This is a genomic window from Bradyrhizobium brasilense, assembly GCF_029714345.1.
In the GTDB taxonomy this organism is placed as follows: domain Bacteria; phylum Pseudomonadota; class Alphaproteobacteria; order Rhizobiales; family Xanthobacteraceae; genus Bradyrhizobium; species Bradyrhizobium australafricanum.
On the sequence record NZ_CP121669.1, the window covers coordinates 7,041,241 to 7,063,171 of the forward strand.

The 21,931-nt window shown below is 61.0% G+C and carries 18 protein-coding genes; 5 read left to right on the forward strand and 13 right to left on the reverse strand.

Annotation, left to right across the window (positions count from 1 at the left end):
• Positions 1 to 14 precede the first annotated feature (14 nt).
• A complete protein-coding gene (locus tag QA635_RS32675; RefSeq protein ID WP_283063781.1) occupies positions 15 to 803 on the forward strand; it encodes a class I SAM-dependent methyltransferase in 789 nt (262 codons plus the stop codon).
• 75 nt (positions 804 to 878) lie between these two features.
• Here QA635_RS32675 and QA635_RS32680 read toward each other — a convergent pair whose 3' ends face one another.
• Together QA635_RS32680 and QA635_RS32685 are read right to left on the reverse strand one after the other, a co-directional pair.
• Positions 879 to 2,237 (reverse strand): LLM class flavin-dependent oxidoreductase, encoded by a 1,359-nt coding sequence (locus QA635_RS32680; protein ID WP_283063782.1) that lies wholly within the window; start codon positions 2,235 to 2,237, stop codon positions 879 to 881.
• A gap of 310 nt (positions 2,238 to 2,547) precedes the next feature.
• Positions 2,548 to 2,991: a hypothetical protein gene (locus QA635_RS32685; protein WP_283063783.1), complete on the reverse strand. Its 444-nt coding sequence runs from the start codon at positions 2,989 to 2,991 to the stop codon at positions 2,548 to 2,550.
• A gap of 93 nt (positions 2,992 to 3,084) precedes the next feature.
• On the opposite strand from QA635_RS32685, the gene QA635_RS32690 reads away from it, so the two are divergent.
• Positions 3,085 to 3,891: a class I SAM-dependent methyltransferase gene (locus tag QA635_RS32690; protein ID WP_283063784.1), complete on the forward strand. Its 807-nt coding sequence runs from the start codon at positions 3,085 to 3,087 to the stop codon at positions 3,889 to 3,891.
• A gap of 184 nt (positions 3,892 to 4,075) precedes the next feature.
• On the opposite strand, the gene QA635_RS32695 is transcribed toward QA635_RS32690, so the two are convergent.
• On the reverse strand, positions 4,076 to 5,773 hold the full coding sequence (locus tag QA635_RS32695) for a carbamoyltransferase N-terminal domain-containing protein (protein WP_283063785.1): 1,698 nt from the start codon (positions 5,771 to 5,773) through the stop codon (positions 4,076 to 4,078).
• A 1,243-nt stretch (positions 5,774 to 7,016) separates the two neighbouring features.
• Between QA635_RS32695 and QA635_RS32700 the strand changes: the two genes are divergently transcribed.
• Positions 7,017 to 8,561: a carbohydrate porin gene (locus QA635_RS32700; RefSeq protein WP_283063786.1), complete on the forward strand. Its 1,545-nt coding sequence runs from the start codon at positions 7,017 to 7,019 to the stop codon at positions 8,559 to 8,561.
• Between the two features lie 369 nt (positions 8,562 to 8,930).
• Here the strand turns inward: QA635_RS32700 and QA635_RS32705 are convergent, their stop codons facing one another.
• Positions 8,931 to 9,581 carry a hypothetical protein gene (locus QA635_RS32705; protein WP_283063787.1) on the reverse strand — a complete coding sequence of 217 codons (651 nt, stop codon included), beginning with the start codon at positions 9,579 to 9,581 and terminating at the stop codon, positions 8,931 to 8,933.
• Entirely contained in the window at positions 9,578 to 10,072 is a 495-nt protein-coding gene (locus tag QA635_RS32710) for a toll/interleukin-1 receptor domain-containing protein (protein WP_283063788.1), read from the reverse strand. Before QA635_RS32710 ends, QA635_RS32705 begins: the two co-directional genes overlap by 4 nt.
• A 35-nt stretch (positions 10,073 to 10,107) precedes the next feature.
• On the opposite strand from QA635_RS32710, the gene QA635_RS32715 reads away from it, so the two are divergent.
• Positions 10,108 to 10,482, forward strand: a complete 375-nt coding sequence (locus QA635_RS32715; RefSeq protein ID WP_283063789.1) for a helix-turn-helix domain-containing protein — start codon at positions 10,108 to 10,110, stop codon at positions 10,480 to 10,482.
• A 1-nt stretch (position 10,483) separates the two neighbouring features.
• On the opposite strand, the gene QA635_RS41595 is transcribed toward QA635_RS32715, so the two are convergent.
• Positions 10,484 to 10,927, reverse strand: a complete 444-nt coding sequence (locus tag QA635_RS41595; protein WP_341850399.1) for a hypothetical protein — start codon at positions 10,925 to 10,927, stop codon at positions 10,484 to 10,486.
• A gap of 221 nt (positions 10,928 to 11,148) precedes the next feature.
• Here QA635_RS41595 and QA635_RS32725 point away from each other — a divergent pair, with 221 nt between their 5' ends.
• Entirely contained in the window at positions 11,149 to 12,138 is a 990-nt protein-coding gene (locus QA635_RS32725) for a hypothetical protein (protein ID WP_283063791.1), read from the forward strand.
• Between the two features lie 78 nt (positions 12,139 to 12,216).
• On the opposite strand, the gene QA635_RS32730 is transcribed toward QA635_RS32725, so the two are convergent.
• The 7 genes from QA635_RS32730 to QA635_RS32760 form a co-directional block, all read right to left on the reverse strand.
• Entirely contained in the window at positions 12,217 to 12,987 is a 771-nt protein-coding gene (locus QA635_RS32730; RefSeq protein WP_283063792.1) for a hypothetical protein, read from the reverse strand.
• Positions 12,987 to 14,120 carry a DUF2235 domain-containing protein gene (locus tag QA635_RS32735; protein WP_283063793.1) on the reverse strand — a complete coding sequence of 378 codons (1,134 nt, stop codon included), beginning with the start codon at positions 14,118 to 14,120 and terminating at the stop codon, positions 12,987 to 12,989. The genes QA635_RS32730 and QA635_RS32735 overlap by 1 nt, the downstream gene beginning before the upstream one ends.
• A gap of 107 nt (positions 14,121 to 14,227) precedes the next feature.
• A complete protein-coding gene (locus tag QA635_RS32740) occupies positions 14,228 to 15,343 on the reverse strand; it encodes an aminotransferase-like domain-containing protein (RefSeq protein ID WP_283063794.1) in 1,116 nt (371 codons plus the stop codon).
• Positions 15,344 to 15,429: 86 nt separating this feature from the next.
• Positions 15,430 to 16,539, reverse strand: a complete 1,110-nt coding sequence (locus QA635_RS32745) for a hypothetical protein (RefSeq protein WP_283063795.1) — start codon at positions 16,537 to 16,539, stop codon at positions 15,430 to 15,432.
• An 81-nt stretch (positions 16,540 to 16,620) separates the two neighbouring features.
• On the reverse strand, positions 16,621 to 19,335 hold the full coding sequence (locus tag QA635_RS32750; protein WP_283063796.1) for a CehA/McbA family metallohydrolase: 2,715 nt from the start codon (positions 19,333 to 19,335) through the stop codon (positions 16,621 to 16,623).
• 86 nt (positions 19,336 to 19,421) lie between these two features.
• Complete coding sequence (locus QA635_RS32755; RefSeq protein WP_283063797.1) at positions 19,422 to 20,687, reverse strand: ABC transporter substrate-binding protein; 1,266 nt, start codon at positions 20,685 to 20,687, stop codon at positions 19,422 to 19,424.
• A 17-nt stretch (positions 20,688 to 20,704) separates the two neighbouring features.
• Complete coding sequence (locus tag QA635_RS32760) at positions 20,705 to 21,550, reverse strand: carbohydrate ABC transporter permease (RefSeq protein ID WP_283063798.1); 846 nt, start codon at positions 21,548 to 21,550, stop codon at positions 20,705 to 20,707.
• Positions 21,551 to 21,931 lie beyond the last annotated feature (381 nt).

A 21,931-nucleotide genomic window follows, 5' to 3' on the forward strand; every position in this document is an offset into this window, starting at 1 on the left:
GAGGAGAAGGCCGCATGACGGAAGCAAGCGAACTGTTTCGCGGAGCGGCGCGCTACTACACGCGACACAGGCTCGGTTATCCCGAAGATCTGTTCCGGTCATTATTTCGCGTCTGCCGGCTTGCAGACAGGAGCCGCGCGATCGATCTCGGTGCGGGGACCGGACAGATCAGCATTCCCCTCGCCCATTCGATTGCGGATGTGCTGTCCGTCGATCCCAATGATGAAATGATCGAGGAAGGCAGGCGAAGGGCGAAGGAAAAAGGACTTGCGAACATCCGGTTTGTCGTATCGCGATCTGAAGATCTGCCCGAACCTGGGCCCTTGTTTCACATTGCGACGATTGCAAGCTCATTTCACTGGATGGAGCGAGAGCGGGTACTGGCAAAGCTGTGCCGGATGCTGGAGGCGGACGGGTGCGTTGCGGTGATCGATCGCGAGCGGCGCGGTTCGCAGCCCGACGGATGGACCACAGCGATGTGGAACGAAATGAGAGATTTCTGGGGAGGGAGCTTTCCGGCGGGTCCCGGGACCGTCCGGCAAATGACCGTGTCGCACCTTGAGATGCTCCAGGCTTCCGCCTTCAATGAAGTAACAGAACTACGTCACTACTACGAGCACGAATGGAACATCGATGATCTTCTGGGTTACCTTTATTCCACGTCTGCCGGTGCTCCGGGTACTCTGGGTCCTCGTCGTGACGAGTTTGCGAGGCGTATGCGCCGCCTGCTGCTGTCCTGCTCACCCTCGGGCTCCTTTGTAGAACAGGGCTACATCACGACATTGCTCGGATACAGACCCTGATCGTCGCAGGTCCGTACGCCCGCCTGTCGCGCTCACGCCTTCGCGCTTCCCAGCCCCGGAACAGCAGTCGTCACTTCATGGACGTCCGCTTCTGCCTGCGCGCAAGAACCCGTTGGGCGGCCGCTTCAGACCGATGTTCTCTCTCAGGGTTTGTCCGGAGTAGGCGGATCTGAATCGTCCGCGTCTGCGCAATTCGGGGACCACAAGCCCGATGAAGTCCCTGAGTCCGCCGGGAACGGTCGCCGGCATAACGTTGAAGCCATCGGCCGCCCCCTGATCAAGGAACTCCGTCATGACATCTGCGATTTCGTCCGGTGTCCCCACGATCATCAGGTGGCCCTTGCTGTCCGATATGAAGTCGATCAGCTGCCGCCAGGTCATGTTCTGCCTTGCCGCCACCTCGAGGAGCAGTTTCTGCCGGCTCTGGACGAGATTTGTCTGCGGCAAGGCCGCGGGGACCCTGGCGTCAAAATCGATCGCGCGCAGATCCACAACGGAGCCCAGTACGCGATCCGCCAGTCCAATCCGGGTGTCGATGTGCGTATAATCCTGCAGCCTTCGGAGAATCCCGGAGGCCTCCTGCTTCGTTCTCCCGACGATCGGGACAAGGCCCGGCATGACCAGCACCTCGTCCTCTTCCCGCCCGAGCGCGCGCGCTTTCTTTCTGATCGTTGCGTAGAACCTCTTGCCGCCCTCCAGAAGCGGCTGGGCGGTGAATACGACCTCGGCGAATTCTGCAGCGAACGACATACCGGCGTCCGATGCGCCGGCCTGGACCAGTACGGGATACCCCTGCGGCGGCCTTGCAACGTTCAATGGACCCCTGACTGCCAGAAATTGCCCCCGGTAATTCAAAGGGTGCAGCCTGGTCGTATCAACAAAAATGCCCGTCTTCTTGTTGCGAATGAAAGCATCATCTTCCCATGTATCCCAAAGTCCCCTGACGACCTGGACGAACTCTCTCGCGCGTGCATAGCGGGCGTCGTGATCCGGCAGCTCCTGCTGGCCGAAATTGCCGGCCTCGAACTTGTGACCCGAGGTAACAACGTTCCATGCCGCGCGGCCGCCAGACATGTGGTCGAGCGAGGCGAGCATGCGTGCAAGATGATAAGGCTGCTGGTAGGTCGTTGTCGCAGTCGCGACAAGGCCGATGCTCGTGGTTCTCGACGAGAGCGACGACAGGAGGGTGATCGGCTCGAATCCGTCGTTGCGGCCCGCACGGGCTATTGCCGCCGGATCTGGTTCCATTACGCTTGGCGTATCGGCCAGGAAGACGAAGTGAAATGCAGCATCTTCGGCGAGCCGTGCCAGAGACGCATAATGTTCGATATCGATTCCGCCATTTGCGGGTACGTCCGGATCCCGCCATGCGCCTTCGTGATATCCTGCCTGGTTGAGAAACAAGCCCAGCTTCATTTCGCCCCTGTCTGGCATGCCTGTCTCCAGTTCGAAGAAGATTCGCCGGCACGGTGCCCGTCAGCTGTTCATCGGGGCCAGGGGCTCGCGCCGGCCGGCAGCTCAGGTCGTCCGGATTCATTTTGGTCCCCGAGCCGCTTCCCTGACAAAGCGTGCAGAGATGATGGAGGGATATGTCCTCGCTCAAGTGCATCGAAATGTCGAACCACTGCCGGTCTGATTACTCCAGTTGAAAGACAAAGCGTGAAATCGTCACCGCTGAACACTGGTAGGCCCGCAGATCCGTTCCGGCCACACCGCTCACCGGGATTCGCTGGTGCAGACTTGTTCACCTGACAACCTGATCGCGTGTTGCCCGGCGGAAAGCCTGGCCGGAGATTGCACCATTGCAGTCAGTTGACGAAACCGCGCGGCGATTGCGAACGAATGTCGCGTCTGCCGAAGCGACGAGGATCGCACTGCAGTCAACTACCGTGTTGAGCAATTGATGCAGCCGGCGAAGCGTGGCATCGCTCGAAAGGAAGCCAGGATAGAAATACAAGCTCAGCATCGCCTTGACCACCGTCAGTTCACACACGCGATCCGCCGGATGCAAGCTGCAGAAGGAGCCGGCGAGCGGAGCCACTTCAGCCCGCAGCGTCAAGGTCGCAGTGTCTCCCGGGAAAACGATCCGGCGCCTGCCGGGCCGGTCGGGGTCCCGGACCAGCAGGAACCTTCTTCCTGGACAGCCGCGCTTCCGGCGACTGATAGCGATAATGGCAAATTGCAACATCGAACATTTCGATCCACGGCCGGCGGGTTACTGCCCGATTGCCCGAAGGGCGGCGGAGCATACGGGGACCAGAGCAGACGTCCGGAGGCAGTCATGTTTGCAGCGAGTGAGATATTCAGCGGTGCTGCGCCCTACTACGCGCGGCACGCGGTACCCTATCCGGAGGATGTCTTCAGATCGTTGATCCGGCTTTGCCGCCTCACCACCAGTACTCGTGTACTCGATCTTGGTGCCGGCACGGGACAGATCGGCCTTCCCCTGGCGCAATCCGTGGGACACGTGTTTTCCGTCGATCCCAGCAGCGAAATGGTCGAGGAAGGCAGGCGAATGGCAAACACACGTGGAGTCAACAATCTGGACTTCCTCGTGTCGACGTCCGAGAACCTGCAATTGGCCCCCTCATCATTTGACCTCGCAACCATTGCCCTCTCCTTCCACTGGATGGATCGAGCCGCGACACTGGCAACGCTGTCACAAGTCGTGAAACCTGATGGATGCGTCGCGATCATCGATCGCGTGCGGGAGCATTCCGAACCGGGAGAATGGTATGATGCAATGGTGAACGACATTACCGACTTCTGGGGCGGAAGCCTGCCCGCCGGTCCCGGAGGCGTACGGCCAAGGCTGACAGGATCGCATCGGGAAGTCCTTGGTGCTTCCGATTTCAACGAAATCACAGAACTTCGCCACTACTACCAGTATCACTGGATCATTGATGACCTTCTTGGCTGGCTGTCCTCGACCGCAATGGGCGCACCGGGCACCTTGGGCCCCCGTCGCGACGGGTTTTTGACGCGCATCCGTCAGCTTTTGCTGTCGCACTCGCCGTCGGGCTCTTTCATGGACCGGGGTCACATCACGACCTTGATTGGATACCGATCCCGAAGCAAAAGCCTTTGAGCGAGAGCCGGCCGATTTCCGGTGTAGTCCTGCAGACGTGCCGACGGAGCTCCGCGGCAACTTTCCATGCAGGTTCGAAAACAGATTGTTGCGCTGGCCAGCCAGCATCAGGGCGATCAATCGAGGTCACGTCATTCATGACGCGTTCTGATTGAGCCCACCAGGCGAGGAATGCGCAATCGCCCTACCCGGAATGGCACATTTCGCTCGCCCGGGTCCTGGTCCAGAGCAGGCCCTCGCTCCATATGTGTCCGACACGTCCCCACCGGCAGGCGGCTGCAACGTCGGGAAAGAAGCCACATCCGTGGTGATTGGCGCTCGTATTGCAGAGCAGCGGAAGTCCCGTAAGGCTTTCATACTCGACGAGAAGCCTGGCGATCGTGTGCCGGGATTCCCGGGGCACCGTCTGCAATCGCGCGGACCCGTCGAGATGCACGACGGCAGGAATCCTGTTTCGCAATTCAGCCAGCGTCCGGTGCTCGAAAAGCATGTAGCGGTCCGGCGTTCCGGGGCTGAAAAATTCCGGTGCCCGATCCTCAAGGCAAACCGGCGCCACGGGTCGGAAATGCTCCCGCCGTTTGATGTCGTTGAGATGGTTCTTCATCCCTGCAGAGGTCGCGGCAGCAAGAATGCTCCTGCCCCCCAGAGCTCTCGGTCCGAGCTCCGCCCGACCGTCAAGGAAGACCACGGGGTGGTCGTCTGCCAGGACGGTGGCAAGTTCCTGCATGCTGCAGGGCGACGCCTCCCATTCGGGTGGTACATCGCCGCGCAGCAGGGCCGGACCGCTATAGACGGACCACTCCAGCGGCACGAAGCCCCTGTCTGTCGCCAGGGCGGAGCAGGCAGCACCGATTGCCGAGCCGCTGTCGTTGGGAAACGGCGGCACCCAGACAGAATCGAACAGGCCTGACGCACGCAGCGTCGTATTCCATTTGATGTTGAGACCGCAACCGCCGGCAATGCACAGATTTCGGATCCCTGGCAGACACGAATTCCGTTGCAGGAAGACCGTCATCTCGCGGACGAGCATACGCTCGAGGAAACAATGAAATGATGCGAGCACATTCTCAGGCGAGTGATCCCTCAGCCTTGCGATGCTGACCTCGAGGAGGTCGTGCCACGCTGCAAGCGCATAATCTATGCTTCCGACCTCCCCGCGGTAATTGCGACCGAGCCTGTCGTCCGCCGCAACACGCTCCTCGTAAAGCTCCTGAAATATCGCCACGACCGCTTCATCAAGGGACCCGAGCGCGATATAGGCCATCACCTTGCCGGCAATGCTGCGGTCTCCCCCTCCGGAGCGGTTCGATCTCTTGTAGGGGCCAAACTTGTGGCCGGCCAGTACATAGGCATGTCCGATCACCGGAAACAGCGATTCAACAAAGCGGGCCTCGTGGCGCTCTACATGATAAAGACGCGGAGGTATGCCGCCGTCCCACACAAGACAGACGGCGGGTTCTCCTGTCTGCGCAAACGGGCTGGTGCAATAAGCCGATGCAAGATGCCCTGTCACATGCGGGTAGCTGCTGTAAGGCAGGACTTCGCGACCGAGCATCAGGCCCGAGCTTTCGCATGCAGCCAGCAGACCGCCGGCGTACGGCTCAAGATAGGGCGCCGCCTTGAGAGTGACAGGCTTGTTGCCACTGACGACATCGAACCGCGTCTGCGGGTCACCGGGCCAGCCGTCGATGACGTACTCATCGATGTCCTTCGTACCAAGACCCTGCGTGGCCAGGGCGACGACAATGTCATCCAGATTGCCAATGTGCAGGTAGCGCGGATTGTTACCCCGCTTTTCCTGCTCAATACAGAAGACAAGGCGCCCGTCCTCGACGAGGGCGATTGCTCCATCATGTGTCAATTTGATACCGCAGATGCGCATCGTGCCTCCATCCTGTTGCTGCGCCCCGCCCCGGGTTCAAGGATCGAAGCCGTCGCGACTGCTACGGATCACTGGACTGCTGCTCCAGAGTTTGCGAGAGCTCCGGACCACTCGCCATGATCTTTCACTTGCATGCGGACGTCGTTGTTCCCGAAATGCGTCCGGCCTCCTTCCATCGCAGTCCGACATACGCGTTGCGCCGGCCGCTACAGACGCACGCTGCGTTTGCGTTATCGCATTCCGGATCCGGAGCGATGCAGTATGCAGGCCAGGTGCGGGCTGTCAGAATCGCCTGACGCAGGAAGCCCGATACCGCGGCTGCAGAATCGCGTGGCGCATTCCGCACATCGGAAAGGTCGATTACGAACAGAGGTGGGCGAGGTCGGCCAAAGCCCGTTTTCGAACTGCTGTTCCGTGCACGCATCACAAATCAGGACTGGCGGCCGAAGCGGTCTTCACGATTGCGCGCGTTCACGAACATCGTTGATCACTCCGGCCCGCGAGCGGCCATCCACCTGGCCGCAGACTTCAGGCGCATTAAAGCCTGCGCGCCCCATCGCAGAAGCGCGCCACAGAAGGCGATCTTTAACACGGCTCGCCATCGGGTCATCTCTGCCTCTTCACCCTGACGTCCGATGGCTGGCAATCAGGGCCTGTGACGCGTTGCTCGTTCCGCGCCTCGCCGGCTCCTCTCAGGCGCAAGGCTTTCTGTCGTTCGCGCCCGCCGTCCGGCTCACATGCAACTGTGAGCTGCGCCACCATCCGGCCGGTTGCAGCAAGATCAGGAGCGCCGATCCGGGCAAGCGCTGATGAACTGACGCCGGCTCCGTGAGAACACCAGAACGCGCACCGGCAGACTCAACGAGGATCAAGTAAAGCGTCTCACGCCTGTCCTGCATGCCGGACTCAACTTCACCCGTCAGACCGGGCGTGACAGAAGCTCACGGCCGCGATCTGCATAGTTCGGATTGCATGGAGACAACGCGCAGGAACAGATCTGCCTGCGTCGGGACAGGATCGTCGCGCCTGGCCTGATGTCGCTTGTTTGCAGGCTTCCCGAACCATCGCATCTTCCGGAGTTCGCATCGAATTAGTTGATTATAGTCATCCATTTGTAGCGCTCCGGATGCGATGGATCACGCGCCAAGGGTCCTATCTGTTCGGGGGTATTATGCGAGTCAGCATCAAAGACCGTGCTACGGGCGCAAACGTTCGGCACGTGCATCACAGTGAGCCGCTGTACGTGGCTGCAGACAAAGTCCGGTTTCGACCAGTCACCAAACAGGGCGGCCTCGCCATCGCGCTGTCGACAGCAGCGTGGCTTGTCTGCAACCCGCTGTCGGCACAGGCAGCCAGCGTTCAGGACCGGAAAAGCGATCCTCAGGATGAGGCCGGGAAGCGAGCGCTCACGAAAACAGAGTCGGTCCCGGGAGCCGATCATCACCGGAAGAAAGCAGGCGCCGCTTCGGCATCGCGATTGCAGACCGGCGTTCAACGGCGCAAGGCAAATGAAGTTGCGGACAGTTACACGATTCAAAAGAAGCCCGATCCGTTCGCAAAATTCCAGAACCTCCGTGAAAAGGGACTGGTCGTCAACATACCAGGTCCGGCCGATACGGTGGTTCAGGATGCCGGCGGCGTGAGATCTGCGCTGGCCGAAGTCGGCATCGGTTATCTGCTGTGGTCACAGGTCACCTACACAAACAATCTCTTGCCGAATTCGGCCAGAAGCACCATCGCGAACCAGCTCTACAACGGACAGAATCCGACGTTCAGCACCGTAAACTACATGTGGGTGACCTATGACCTCAGTCGATATGGTATTCCGGACGGCCAGATCGTCGTGGGTGCCGAGGAGCAATCCTGGACATGGCAACCTGGCGGGCCGGATCGACTGGGCATCAACACGATTTCGTACTATCAGACTTTCTGGGACAGGAAGCTCGAACTCAAGGTCGGCTATCTCAGGAATTCACATGAATTCGCCGGCACGGTGGTTGGCGGAAATGCGGGATCAAATGTTTTCGGTCCCTCGTCGAGCATACTTTTCCAGGGAGGCCTGAGCGCCGCCCCGGCACCAACCCCGGCTCTCAACCTGAAGTACAATTTCGATGATCACCTGTACACCAAGGTGTCCTTCCAGCGTGCTGACAGTCCGGACGGGCTCTTTACCCAGATCACCGAGAACCCCACGGGCCTGAACTGGAGCACGACGCATGCCGGCGTTCTCTACCTTGATGAAACCGGCTATCTGAACAAGGCTGCTCCAGGCTCGCCGCAGACCTGGCTGAGGGCGGGCGCAGGTTACAACACCAGCAGCTACAAAAGTCTGGCGCTTCCAAATCAACAGAGAACCGATCCGAACACCTTCTATTACATCGCCGCGGACAGGCAGTTCCTGCAGACGAATGTTCAGGACTCCGCATCTCGTGGCATCTACGGCGGATTCTCGGTCATGGGAGCTCCTCCTGATCTGAATACGGTCAGCCAGTACTACGAGCTACGCTTTTATGTGAACGGACCTTTCGACTGGCGGCCGACCGATCAAATTTCCATCGTCGCGACTGACACGGTGTGGAGCAAGCTGGCGGTCGACGCCGCGCTGGCGAAAGGAAAGCTCGTTCATCGGGACAGTCAGGCAATCGCGGTCACTTACACCGCCCATCTCGCAGCGGGAGTCTATACAAGCGTAGGACTGACCTACATCAACAATCCGACCAGCATTACGTACACCCCGCAGATCGGACATGCCCTGAATTTCTCCGTGTCAACGAACATCTTCTTCTAGGCAGGTTCTTGTAGAACGGGCGCTGCCGATCAGGAGGCGATCGAGCGGCAGCACCCGCTTCGGCAATGTGCTGCCGGGTCGTTGTAGTCCGTGCGGCAACACGAAGGGCCCGCAGCTATTCCGGAATAGGGTCGAGGAGCTCAGGCAGCGACGAGCTGCGGCACGACATCCCTCATCGCAATTTCCGCCGTCCCGTTCGCAACCGCCTTCAAGGCGTAGCGCGTCTTGGCAACAGCCCGGGCGTGACGACTGCCGCAGCCAGTCGCGCCATGGTTCATCCGAAGGCATTACCGAAAGGATGCCGCTGCGACGGTCATTTGCGTGCGCGGCGCCTCATTATGCCCACACAATAAAAGCAGGGCGATCAAGTCACTGATATTGCTCACCTCCACCCCTGAAGATAGGGCGACCAGAACGGGTCGATTGGCCTCCTTTTACTTTAGGACCGGGTCGAAGCCCATAAGTCGTTAAATTACCAGCTCGAACCGATCGAGCTTGCCGCGGCAGCCGACCTTCCCAGGACGACCACATTCGGTCAGATGTCGAGATGGTATTCCCAAAAATTGAGGTCGTCAGGATCGGTCGGGACGTCGTCGTCCTGCTGCCTGGACCATGCCGCCCCTCCTCGGATTCGAGGAACTCCTGGACTGCCTTGATCGCATTCACAAAGACCTTCACCTTGATGCGGCTCCAGTCGACGTGATCACTGTCCGCCGCCAGCAGACCGTATTTTCTCGCGTCTTCAAACTCCTCCTTATAACCGTACCAGTCGATGGTCCCTGCGCGCCCGTAGCGGTCCAGGATGATATGCTTGTCGACGATCTTGTACCCCGATGGTCTGGTGTTCTTGACGGCTTCGATCAGTTCCTCGAACTGCGTTTCCAGGTTCTGATTGCCAGGCTCGTTCTTTTCGAGGGCAGCGACCTCTTTCTTATCCTTCAGTTTCGCGAGCTCCCCGTAGCGGTCCGCACGCGTGAGCGCCTCCCTAAGCTGCTCGATCTCTTCTTCGCCTTCCTTCACCTGCGAAAGCACTTCCTTGTGGACGGCTGCGTCGACCTTGGTAGCCTGCTGCAGCTTCGAAACGGCCTTCTTGATGTCCGCTCCCCACAGAGGGCGTTTATCCTCCCAAACGTGCCCGGACCTCTTCTCCTGGCTCGATACTGATGACTGAACGAGGGTCTTGACGTCGATGAGCCGTTCGTGGCGTCGATCTTCCAGGCCTGCCTCAAGTCCAGAGTCTTCGTCACCACGTCGAAAGCGACGGGCGGCACGACGATCGGAAGGCTCTTACTGCTCTGCACCCAGGCGGCACCGAGCTCCATCAAGCAATACAGGCTCTCCATGTAGGCGGGCGTCATCAAAAGGATGACCAGATTCGGCGTTTCGATCTGGTTCTTGATGTAGGCGTTGAAATCCTCGGGAGGAATGTTGTGGCCATCCACGCTGGAACAGAAGATCGAGTCCTGTAGTATCGTGATGGTGTATCGATGATCCGCTTTTTCGGCAGTCATGAAGACTATGACAAGGTGGGCGCGGAGACGGTGTGATGAAGGCAACATTGATAATTATCCAGAACCAGGCCGATCATGAGGCGGCCAAGGCGCTTGTCGGCAAGCTGATGCAATCGAACGAGGCTGCCGATCGAGCGCGCATGGTAGCGCAAGCTCGCCTTATCGAGGCGTATGAACGCGCACGCTGGCCGCGCAAAGCGCCGCCGTTGCCGGACTTGCTGGTCTATCTGGTGGAACAACATGGTTTGACGCGCGCTGATCTTGTGCCGCTTCTGGGCACTGCGAGTCGCGTCGGTGAGGTCATGTCCGGCAAGCGCGAATTGAGCATGACGATGGTGAAGCGTCTGCGCGAACGGTTCCATATTCCGGCGGATTTGCTGATTTCCGCGAGTGGAAGTGTTGCGGCTTAGGTCAATCGGGACCATGACTTTCGTTAGGGGCGTACTTTGCTTGGCGCCGTCGCCTCAACGCGAGAAATTCAGCGCATGCGATTCCAACGACTTGCAGGGGGATTAGGGGACGCATTTCGACCGGCGCTGCAGTGAGATGCCGAGGATCTGGCTGGCAGTGCGGCTGCGGCAGGGGCCGCCGCTGCAGCGCAGTTACATTGCGCAGCAGCCAACTCCAGAGAGTGCAAGACGACCCAGAAGGCTCATCATCAGCCTTCTTCGCAGCCGTCATCATTCGCTCAAGGCAGGTCACGGCTTTGACGAACGCCGGAAACGCTGCGCGTACTCTTGCGAGGTCCTCGTCGACTTTTCGCGGATCAAGATCAAACCCGTACCGATGCCGGGCGACGTGACGGAAGCCCTTGCCAGGCAAGGCAGGACGTTTGCCGTCGATTGCGGCTGACATCTGATCCAGTAGGTCCTGGTGAGCCGACTCGCCAGTCGGCACATAGCCGTCGGCGCGAGGAGCGTCTGTTATCGAGCATTCACGCGATCGGTACTGAAGCCATGACCCCCTTGATCAGGAAACTACGGAAAGTCGAGGTTAGCGGCGCTTTGTATACAAGTTCGCTTCGCGCTGTGTTATGAGATCGCGTCTTCCTCGACAAACCTGACCATGTGCAGCCGATGATAAAAACCTCCGGACCCAGCGCGCAGACGTTCGCACAGTTCATGGCGAGCCTTCCAAGGTCAGAGATCGACCGCGTCAATGAACTGAACCGGAAGGAGGCCATGGCGCAGCACAAGGCGTTCCGCGAGGCGTTCAGAGCGGGCTCATGCAGCTTTTGCGGCAGTGCCTTGGTAAGCTTTGACGCCAATAAGCCATGCCGGCATTGGCTTCTGAAACCGGACGGGGTCCGCAAAGAACACATCGAACAGCTGGCGACGGACCTGAGCTGGAGCTCCCTCGAAAACTACGTGCGCTGGGTCGCCAACGAGGAAGCCTTCGCCCAGAACATTAACGATCTCGCCGCTGAGGGCACGGGCAAACTGCTCGAGCTCACCGTCAAATACAAGAATTTGGAGTGGTCGTTCTCTTGCGGGGAGACCGATCTTTCCGGTCACGACGGCGGCGGCGATCACTCGAAGAAGCCCCATTGGCACTTCCAGATGTATGTCGATGGCAAACCGTTCGTTCGCTACAATGATTACCATCTGCCACTATCCGAGGCGGACGCTGGCTTCCTGGAGTTCATGCGTGCTCACCCCGGCAAGGTTCACCGGCGGCTGGCTGGCGGGGCGGGCATGAGCGAAGTGTTCCACGAGTCCAAGCTCGAGGCGCTTGTCACGCAGGCCCGGTCCGGCACCAGCGAAGAGGAAGCTGACCGCGCCCCGATCAAGCTCGACACCATCATCATGGCCGACCCCGGCACGAGCATCCGCGGCGAGGATATCTATAACCTTCTTCAAGCAGCACGCGCGGAAGGGGTCACCGCGACAAGAAAAATGCGAGAATTGAAGAACGTCAGCGTGAAGACCATGGTGTCCACCGGCCCCGGCGTCGTTCATCAGGCGCCACGGTCAAAACGCAAACGGCGGCGCGACAGAGGGGTCGAAAAGCGCGATCGCGCGAGGGACGAGCAGCAAAAGCGCGAAGCCGAAGAGCGCGAAACCTAGGATGCCTTCCCTGGCGTCGAAGGGACGCTCCTGGGCCGACCAACAGTCTCTTGCAGCTCGGTCTTTGCACCGGCGATATCAACCGTTCCGCAGACCCGTTGTCTCGACAAGGAACGGAAATCTCAGATCGTCGATGTCCTGGGCATTCTCGACCTTCGCCACCAACGTCATCGTCAATTCGTCGCCGACATAGCGCCGGAAGATCGCGGAAGCGAAACCGAACGTGAATTGCGACAGATCGTTCGCGACCGGCGCCATCTCGCCGAGAAGCTGGCGATGGGCCTCATTCACGTCCGGTTCGGACAGCGCATCGGCCATACCATGGGCGAAGACGTAGTCGGAAACGAAGAAGAATGTGTTCAGCAGAGCCTTGTTAAAATAGGCCGCCCAGTCCGCCTGCTCGCTATCGCTTTCGCTCGCCGCCTTTTCGAACGCCGCGTCGATATCGTCGATCCCCGGATGATGGAATGCGTAATTGTTACGGATCGTCGAAAGACCGCTCCCTTTGCCAAAGCGCTTCTTCAGCCGGTCCAGCGCATCGGCCGCCGGGCGATCGAGTGTCGGCAGAAACTCGTTGCCGAGCGGACGTCTCAGGAAACGGTCGTCGACCAGCCGCCAGGCTTCCCACATCGCGCCTATCGTCAGCCTGACGAAGATCTGGGTCTGCGCGCCCTCCAGACGTTGCTTCACGGGATCGTTCTCGTCGCCGTTGGTCAAGACGATCACCAGCTTCCACAGCGCGTTCACCTGGTTCGAAGCATGGCCGAGCGCGAGGAAGAGGCAGCGCTCCTCCTTCGCCATCTTGCGCAGCAGGTCCGTCGAGACGTCCATTCTCAGGATGTTGAGCATCAAGGCACACTTACCTTCGGATCGTCTGCGCGGACCGCGCCGGCGAGCCCGGCGGGATCAACGCCCCTCGCCTTCGCCCAAGATGCCAAGTTCTCCGGACGGTAGAACTCATCGGCACGCCATCGGTCGAAGACCGAACCGTCAACGGTCTCGTTGATGCGGGAGGTTGTGGCCTGCGACCCTTTGTCCGGAGCCAAACCGAGGGGCCGAAAGAAACGCCGCGACACGAAACGGTAGAGACCCCAAGCGAACACGCGATAGGAATCCGTGACCGGCGGCGCGACCTGCGAGACGTCGACAGAGACCGCGTCACGGAAAATGAGCCCCAGGCCAGCCGCTTTCTCCATCAGCCACTTCAGGGGCCGCTGCGCGAGCGGGTCGCTGGCGTAGCCGCCGCCCACATTGGCATGAGCACCGACGAACCAACGCTGCTCGACCTTGTCGATCTGCCGCACGGCCGCTCCTTCGTGCCCTGCTCTGTCGGTCCTGGTCCAGAACGTCGGCTCGAAGTTCCTGCGGTGCTCGTCCAGCGCAAGCGCGTGGAAGGCGTACTCGTTGTCGAGCCGTAGGTGCGTGTCGAGAAACCGATATTTGCGGACCTTGGCCGCCATGCTCCACACCGGAAGGCCGAGCGAACCGACAGTGTCCCATACGCCGACGAACTTGACCTTGGTGGGACGCGAATAGGTCGTCAGCCAGCGCTCCTCGAGGGAAGCATCGTCCGGCAACGGCTTATCTAGCAGGGACCTGATAGTCGGGGCATCGTAGATTCGATACCGGGCATATAGCTGCTCGATGGACAGCGGCGCGCCAAGCCGGAGGATACCGCATTTGCAGATCAGCCCCGACAGGCTGCGTGCCGTATACGCTCCACGGCTGAAACCGAAAATGAATATCTCGTCGCCATCGTCGAAGTTCTGGATGAGCCACGTGTAAGCTTCGATGATTTCGTCGTCGATACCCCACCCGGTGACGCCGCCTCGCGCCGATTCGCCACGCCGGGTGCCGACGCCCTGCGAATAGTAGACACGCTGGTCGGCGGTCTCGGCGGTCAGCGATTTCAGGCGCCAAACGTTCGTATTGTTGTTCAGCGTATTCCAGGTGCCGTCCAGGAAGATCGCGAGACGCTTCATTAGATATCTCCGATAGCGACCTATGAAATCGCGCCCAGCACATGGCGTCATAATGGTTGTAGTATCAAGCCCATTGACCTGTCTGGCCGGCCATCCGGCCGGCAGATTTATGGCTTTACGGCCTGCATCGCGCCACCACACCGGTCCGGGCCGATTATTCGTGCAAGGCGGGCAAGGCCTTCCTCCAGCGATCCGGGCGAAACGTCGGCAAGAGAAACCCGAATTCCGTCCAGACAGTTCGTCTTCTCAACTGCGAATTCAGAGCCACTTCGTACCAGCACGCCCTCCATTCGGGCCTTGTCGACAAGTTCATCACCTGAAAGGACATCGCTCTTCAACCAGACATGCAATGCGCCGATGCAGGAAGCGGAGATCCCGGGCATCAGCTTCACCACAAGTTCGCGTCGTCGTCCTGCTTCGAGGCGTATTGCCTGAAGCAGATCGTCGGCTGCGCCCTCCAGAATGGCGCGGGTTGCCATGGCGGCAGAAGGAACGGACGCATACCACATTGCCATCGCACCAAATCGCGACATGACCTGCTCGATTGCGGCCCTGTCAGGTGCGACGACGTACGCGATCCGCGCACCGACGAAAAAGCACTTCGACAATCCCATCACTGTCCATGAAATATCCGGAGCAATGTCGGAAAAGCCCGGCGGGAAATCTTCGCGAACGAGGCCCTGCGGGTCGTCCTCGAGGATCACCACATCATGGCGGCGCGCGATTTCAGCGATCTGAGCCCGCCTGCCCGATGGAATTGTGCATGCGGTCGGATTTTGCGCGTTCGGCACGCAGTAGAGGAGTTTGGGCTGGTGAACATGACACGCCTTGTCAAACGCTTCAGGAATCAGCCCGTCGGCGTCGAGCGAAACCGGCACGAGGCGAATTCCGAGGATGTTCGCCGCGTCGCGTACCTGGGAGTAGGTAGACGCTTCAACCGCAATCGAGTTGCCCCGCCCGACCAGCGTCTCGAGAAGGATGAGCAACACGTTCCACGTGCCGTTCGCCAGGAATATCCTGTCGGTTGGGACAAGGCCCCTGTTGCCCCTGGCGAGGTATCTTTGCGCCGCGAGCAGATCGTCGCTGCTGCCGAGCCGCCGGTGATGACGCATCTCGTCGGCACCATCCCATCTCATTGCCAGCGACAGCAATGTTCTTCGCAGATACTCGTCCGCCCCAGCTACTCTGGGAGAGGTAATACGCCGAAGATCAATCATGTTCATGTTTCCCGCGCCTTGGTTGCGACCGGAACGTTGGCGGCATCAGGTTTCTGCCGGAGCGGCCTCGCCCCGGCTGTTTCAGTCGAGATTCAGCGATACGAGTCCTCCGCCGGTCGCGGCGGTACACCATCCCTGATAGCCTGCAGTTCGTCCGTCAGGGCTGCCAGTTGCCGGTTGAGGTCGGCCAGTGCGCTGGCCGTGGCGCCGGCGCCCGTTTCTCCGACAAAGAAAAAGTGCCCTCCCTCGACGGTACGGTTCATGACCCTCGGCCACTCCCCGGCCAGGGCGCGCAGCCTGGTCCAGCTCTCGCGCGGCAACCGGTTCAGGTCAGCTCCTGCCAGATGGTTGCGCAACAGGCCCATCAGACCGATGACGCTCCATATCACGGCATCAGCCAAAGCGTGCTCCGCATCGCTCGAGGCCGTCGGCGAGATCGTTGCGCATAGCGGCGCCTGTTCGAAGGCGAAGGCCTGCGAGTCTGCGAGGGCAGCTTCAATGCTCGTGAACCGTCCATCCACATCGAGGCGGTCGACCTCGCCGCGAAGCATGAGCGGGCCCTCGCCGTGATAGTGGATGCTGTGCGTTTCCTTGCTGATGATCGTGCGGCCGGCCAGCCGGTTGACCTCTTCAAGGCCCGCGATCGTGCTGTAGTGGTACAGGCTGGAATCCCACAGACCGTCCGCCCGGACCGGCTCGCCCTCCGCCAGACGGGGCGAAAGGCCCGGCCATGGCGGGCGCGCGCAAAGCGATACAAAGCCGGTCACGGGGACACCGCGTTCCTTCAGGGCACGGTTGAGGCGGAGCACACCCTTGCCAGCCATGCTCCAGCCGGCGACCAGCACCGGGCGCCGGCCAGCCATATTCGCCGTGACTTCCGCGACACCCGCCGCCCACCGCGACAACGTCATCAAGGGATCCGGCCTCGAAAACACCGCATTGCTGGTCGGATAGGAAATGGCGAGCAGCGCCAGTCCACGGGCTTCGAGATGGTGGTCCAGAAAATCCTCTCGCCGCGCTCCGGGATGACCGTAGGCCACGCGTGCCAGGTGTGCTCCTCCTGGCAGGAACAGCACGACAGGCCCACCGCCTTCGAGGCGGGCATGCACAAGGAACTCGCCTGCGGCATTCGCGACGAGCTGTTCCCGGTCGAAGGGCCGCGATCGCTCCCCTGCCCTTCGTTCGAGCCCGGACAAGGTCATGAAAGGTCCTCCCGGGATGCAGTCGCACGCTCTGACGCCAGCCCGGCCTTGCTGGCGATGTTGCGATCGCTCGCGCAGGCATCAGTCATCGGAGCTCCCGCCGGTCAGAGCCATCCAGTGCGGGCGTGCCAGTGGATGATCGCGCAGGATCGCCTGCCGCCCTTCATCGAGGCGCGCCAGATGACGCCGGCGCTGGCGCTCGCTGCGCCAGACGGCGAGCTTCTCCAGGTAGGCTGCGCCCCCCTCGAGCAGCGTGAGCAGATAGCTTGCATCTTTTGTCGAAGTCTGACGCCGGTTACCGACGAGGACGTAGACAGGTGAAGTATGGGCACCGATGTCGATGGGATGTTGCGTGTGCAACCTGCCGCGGCCGAAGCAACGCGCCGCAAGCCATGAGCTGCGGTCGATGGTTACCGTTGCATCCAGGGTAGCCGAAAGTCCGTCATCACCTGCATTCGCGCTGGCGACGACCTGACCATTCTGCACGAGGTCGATGACTTCAAATGGCTGGGCCGAACGGGCCTGCGCCGTAATACGTATCTGCCCGCCCCCCTCGGCCAGCTGAATCTCCTCGCCGGGCATCCTGCCGTCAACGTCCAGTTCGAGCAGCGGGCCGGTGGAGACAAAGGTATGTCCATGCGCAATGGCGCTGCACCAGCTTGCGTAATCGAATTGCGCCCCGTCGCCGAGAAAAGCGTAGGTGCGCAGCGCGCCCAGCGCGGTACCACTGGACATCTTGTCGGTGCCCCCGACAGCAGGCAGGCGGTAGCCCGCATTGAGGTAGGCGTACCATTGCCGGACGCCGGGACAGTCAAACGGCGTATCTCCCCAATGGCCGTCGATGTGCAGATGGGCGGTGAAGTCGAAGTTGAACCATCTGACTTCCACAGCGTCGATCAACCCGAGCACAATGGCCGCGGTCGCCTCCGCATGCGGCGTGGGGATCAGCTGGTTGAACACGAGGCCACCCTGCATCTTGCAGGCCGCACACCAGTCGACGAGGCTGACGTCTTCCCAACCGCCGATTTCATCCCGCTCGGCCCCGCCGCTCGACAGCGGCAGGACAGGTTCGTTGAGGTTCAGCAAAAAAACGTCCCCCATCATGTGATGGCGATTTTCGCTGTCGATGCGCACGATTCGATCGGACAGGCCGCTGTTGTATTCGCGCGCGATGCCGTGCCCGACACCTGTGAAAGCGCGCCCCCATTGAGCGGCCAGAAGGTTGGTGACATTGACGTCTTCCGCCGCGCTCTCCAGCGTCGCCGTGACCGGGTCAAGAAAGTGGACATGGACATCGCCGCAATACCAGCCGCGCCGGCGGATATCGCTCCACCGCTCGAGCGCGAAGAGCAGTTCGGTTTGCCCTTGCCGGATCTCGAGAGCTGTGCGTATGACCTTGTATTCAAAGCCGTGAACGATTTCTGCGGCGACCTTTCCAACGGGCAGCACGATTTCGAAACGGCCCGGAACGTAGGCGTAATCCATGCTGCCCAGCCTGAGATCGCCACCGACGTGCTGTCCCCAGGCATCGTCGACAAACGCGGTATGAGCGAGCGGTGGCAAATACTCGCCGGCGGCGCCGCGGAAGTGAACGCGTGAGGGCAGCTCCTGGCCGTTGCTGGCATCGACGACCCGCACCTTGAGCCGTACCCGGTCGTGAGCGGCCAGCCTGACGGGTGACCTGTTCTCGAGAATATCCTGCCAGCGAAAGCTGAGCAGCGAACTCCCCCTGCGCAGGAGCAGGCGGGCCTGTTGCGCTGCTGTGATTTCGGCATGGACCAGCGAGGCGGGCTGTTTCGTCACCGGAGCTCCCCACCCCTTGACCGGAGCCGCCAGCCACTCGTCGAGCGATTCCGGCGGCAAGGCCGAGCATCGGGTAATCGTCCCCAGATCAACGGCCATAGCCAGCTCTTCCGGGGCAAAACCATCGACCGGGACAAACCGGAGCCCCGGCGTGCAGTCGTCCGGACAGGCCTCGCTGATCTTCGTACCGGCCAGGGCGGCAAGGTCGATGATCACGCCTTCCCGCGGCCCGCGGCGCAGCGGATTGGCTGACTCGATCGAGAGGGTGATGCCTGCAACGAAAACCACATCGGCATGCCGGGCTGTCAAGGCGATCGCAACGATCTCTTTCATCGGCGAAGGGTTTTCGAGCGCCATCAACCAGCAGGTCTGGCGGCTGCCCGCCGGCCCGGTCGTGATGCCGGTGAAGCGGGCCCGGCTGTCGACCGGCCCGTCCTGACGCTCCGGGCCGCGGTGCACCGGCTGGTAGGCGGTATGAGGCAGTGCGGCACAGGCTTGCGTGCCGAGTGTCCCCTGCCGCCCCGCGATTTCAAATCCTCGTCGCACGGGAATTTCCGCACGTCCGCCATCAGCGAACAGGATCGTATAGGTCGCCAGCAGTTCTCCGGTCCTTGCATCTGACTGCTCGAGGTCAGTGAAATGAGCAACCAGAATGCCGGCAGCGCGCTGCGGCCGGTGCAAGTGGATTGTCGCGTGCTGCGCGAGGAGACCGGCCTGGTCAGTCAATGCAAGCCAGCGGCGCCCGCCGTTGAGCGCGGGATCGACGAGGTCAAACGGAATGCCGTAAAAGAACTGATGGCCCGCCAGGAAGCCTTCGAGGTGGGCGCCGCCACCGGACGGCCATTGCCGCACCGCAGGTCCCCTCTCGCTCCAGCGCCATCGGGCGTCCGCGGCCTGTTGCGGTCCGGCATTCGCATGCGGGCCCAGATCGACCGGAATAAAGCGGCGAGCGCCCGTTGCGGAAATCTCAAGGTCAGGCTGAACAGGCTTCATTTCGCAGGATCGATTGCCGGCAAAAGAGGCCGTCGCATGGGGGCACGGATGAACGGTAGAGTCGCGGACAACCGTACCGGCCATCCTCAGTGTGGCAGCAGCGCATCGACGTCCTTCCCGAGGCTCGAGAGCGCCGCAGCCGGATCCTGCTTCTGCGAGACCACGAGATAGCAGTGATCCTCGATGGCCTTGATGATCCTGGAGTTGTTCTCGCCCGGAAACGAGAACCAGCCTGTCATCATCGCAAGGCGCTGGCTGGCGATGCGATGCTCCGGGTGCGCGTCGAAGAACCTGCCGAGCCCGGCAGGATCGCTGATCGCGGCGAGATTCACCGGCACGTAGCCGGTCGCCTCGACCATGACTTTCTGGCCGGCCGGCCCGACTGCGAACTTGATGTACTCCCAGCAGGCCTTCTGCCTGTCGGCATCGTCAGTCAGCATGACAATGCCGTTGCCGCCGGCCGGAAGTCTGTCTGCCGTCGAAGAGACCGGCAATGATCCAACCTTCAGCCGGAAATTGCCGGCGGCCGACTGCTGGAAGCCGGTCAACAGACTGCTTGCGGTGAACAGGATACCGAGCTTTCCCGCCCGGAACGCCTGCCGGGCCTGCTCTGTATTAAGCGCCGGCTGGCCCTCCTTTCCGAGACGCTGCAACAGCTGCAGCGCCTGAAGGCCGGCCGGGCCGTCGAAGGTGATCCTTGTTTCGTCCTCGCTCATCATCCGGCCGCCGAAGGCAGCCACCAGCGTCTGGAACGACCAGCCGTTGTTGGTGTATTCGACATAGAGGCCGCCGGTCCCCTCGCCGAGGGCACCGATTTTCCTGCCGAGCGCGATCACGCCATCCCAGTCGTCAGGCAGCCTGTCAGGATCACCGCCGGCCTTCTTCACGAGATCCATGTTGTAGAAGAGCACGGGAACGGAAATTGCGAACGGCAGGGCGCATGTCTTGCCGCCGTATGACGCAAAAGACGTCATGGCCTGCGGAACGCCGATCGTCTTCCACGCCGGATCGCCTGCGATGAAGCGATCAAGCGGCACGACTATCCCGCGATCGGCAAGGGGCCGGATCTGGTTCAGCCCCTGGTGGGAAATGTCGGGCAGCTGCTTCGTTATGTTCTGCCGCAAGGTCTGCTGGACGAGGCCGTCATAGTCGACGGCGGGGCTGTCAAGAACGACCCTGATATCGGGACGGGTCTCCATGAAACGCTGCGCAAGCGACTGATACAGACCCCTCGCAGGGGCGGACGCATAGGAAAGGCGGATCGTCGTCTGCGGAAGCGCGGCGGCGCCAAGGATCGGCGTTGCGGCCGCAGCCGTTGCCGTCGACAGGAAGGTCCTGCGTGAAAGAGGCATCGATCTTCTCCGTTGGCCTATTGTTTGACGGCTCCGCCGGTCAGCCCCTCGACGAACCAGCGCTGCGCAGCAAGAAAAGCGATGACGAGGGGCAGCACGACGAGAGTGGATGCGGCCATGAGAGGACCGTAGTCATTGCCGGCCTCCCCGTTCCGGAAGGCCACAATGCCGAGCGGCGGCGGCATCAGCGACTGGTCGCGCACCGCGATCAGCGGCCAGAAAAGATCGTTCCAGTGACCGACCACCGAAAAGACCGAGAAAGCGATGATCGCCGGCAGCGCCATCGGAACCATGATCCTCCAGACGATGGCGAGTTCGGAGAGACCGTCGAGCCGCGCGGCGTGGACCACGTCATCAGGAACGGTCCTGAAGAACTGCCGGAACAGGAAGATGCCGAAGGGCGAAACCATGTAAGGGAAGACGAGCGCCGCGTAGGTGTTGAGGATGCCGAGCTGGTAGGCGAGGACGAAAAGCGGCAGCGAGAGCACCTGTTGCGGCAGGAGCAGGCCGATCATCACCATGCCGAACAGCAGATCGCGGCCGGGAAAGCGAAGCTTGGCGAGCGCATATGCGCAAGGGGCGCAGACGATAATCTGGAGCGACAGGATGAGGGCGCAGACGATCAGGCCATTGCTCATATAGCGCGGCAGCGGCGCCTCGGTGAGCGCCCTCGTGTAATTCTCGACGCCATGGAATTGCGCCGGCCAGAACGATGCGTGGAAGATTTCGCCCGGCGGCTTGATCGACAGCGATACCATCCAGACAAAAGGAGCGAGCATCACCGCTCCGGTGGCAAGCAGCACGGCATGTCGAAGAGCCGCGGCACCCGGCGACAGGTGGCTGGTGGATGTGGCGCCGCTCATTGACAGGATACCGCGCCGTCCATGGCGCTGGCCTTGGCCATGGCGAGCGTCGCAAGTCGGGCAGTAAAGACAACGGCAGCCGTCGCCCGTTCCGATACCCTCGATACATGTGTGGCCATCATCATTACCCGATTTTCAAGCGCTTGCAGAGCACGTCCTTGCGCTGCCTCTTCGCTTGAACGCGTCGCCGCTGTGAGAGAGCACACACACCTGAATTGCTACAGGTGGATGACGCGCATCGAATAACTCGATCGCCTGTTGCGGAAATGCGATGCCACCTTGCAGAATGAACCTTCGAAAAAACAGGTCCGCTACTTTGTTGCAATGTATCGCATCGTCTCCCGCGGCCGGGACGCGTCGCGGCAACCCGGGACACGGCAG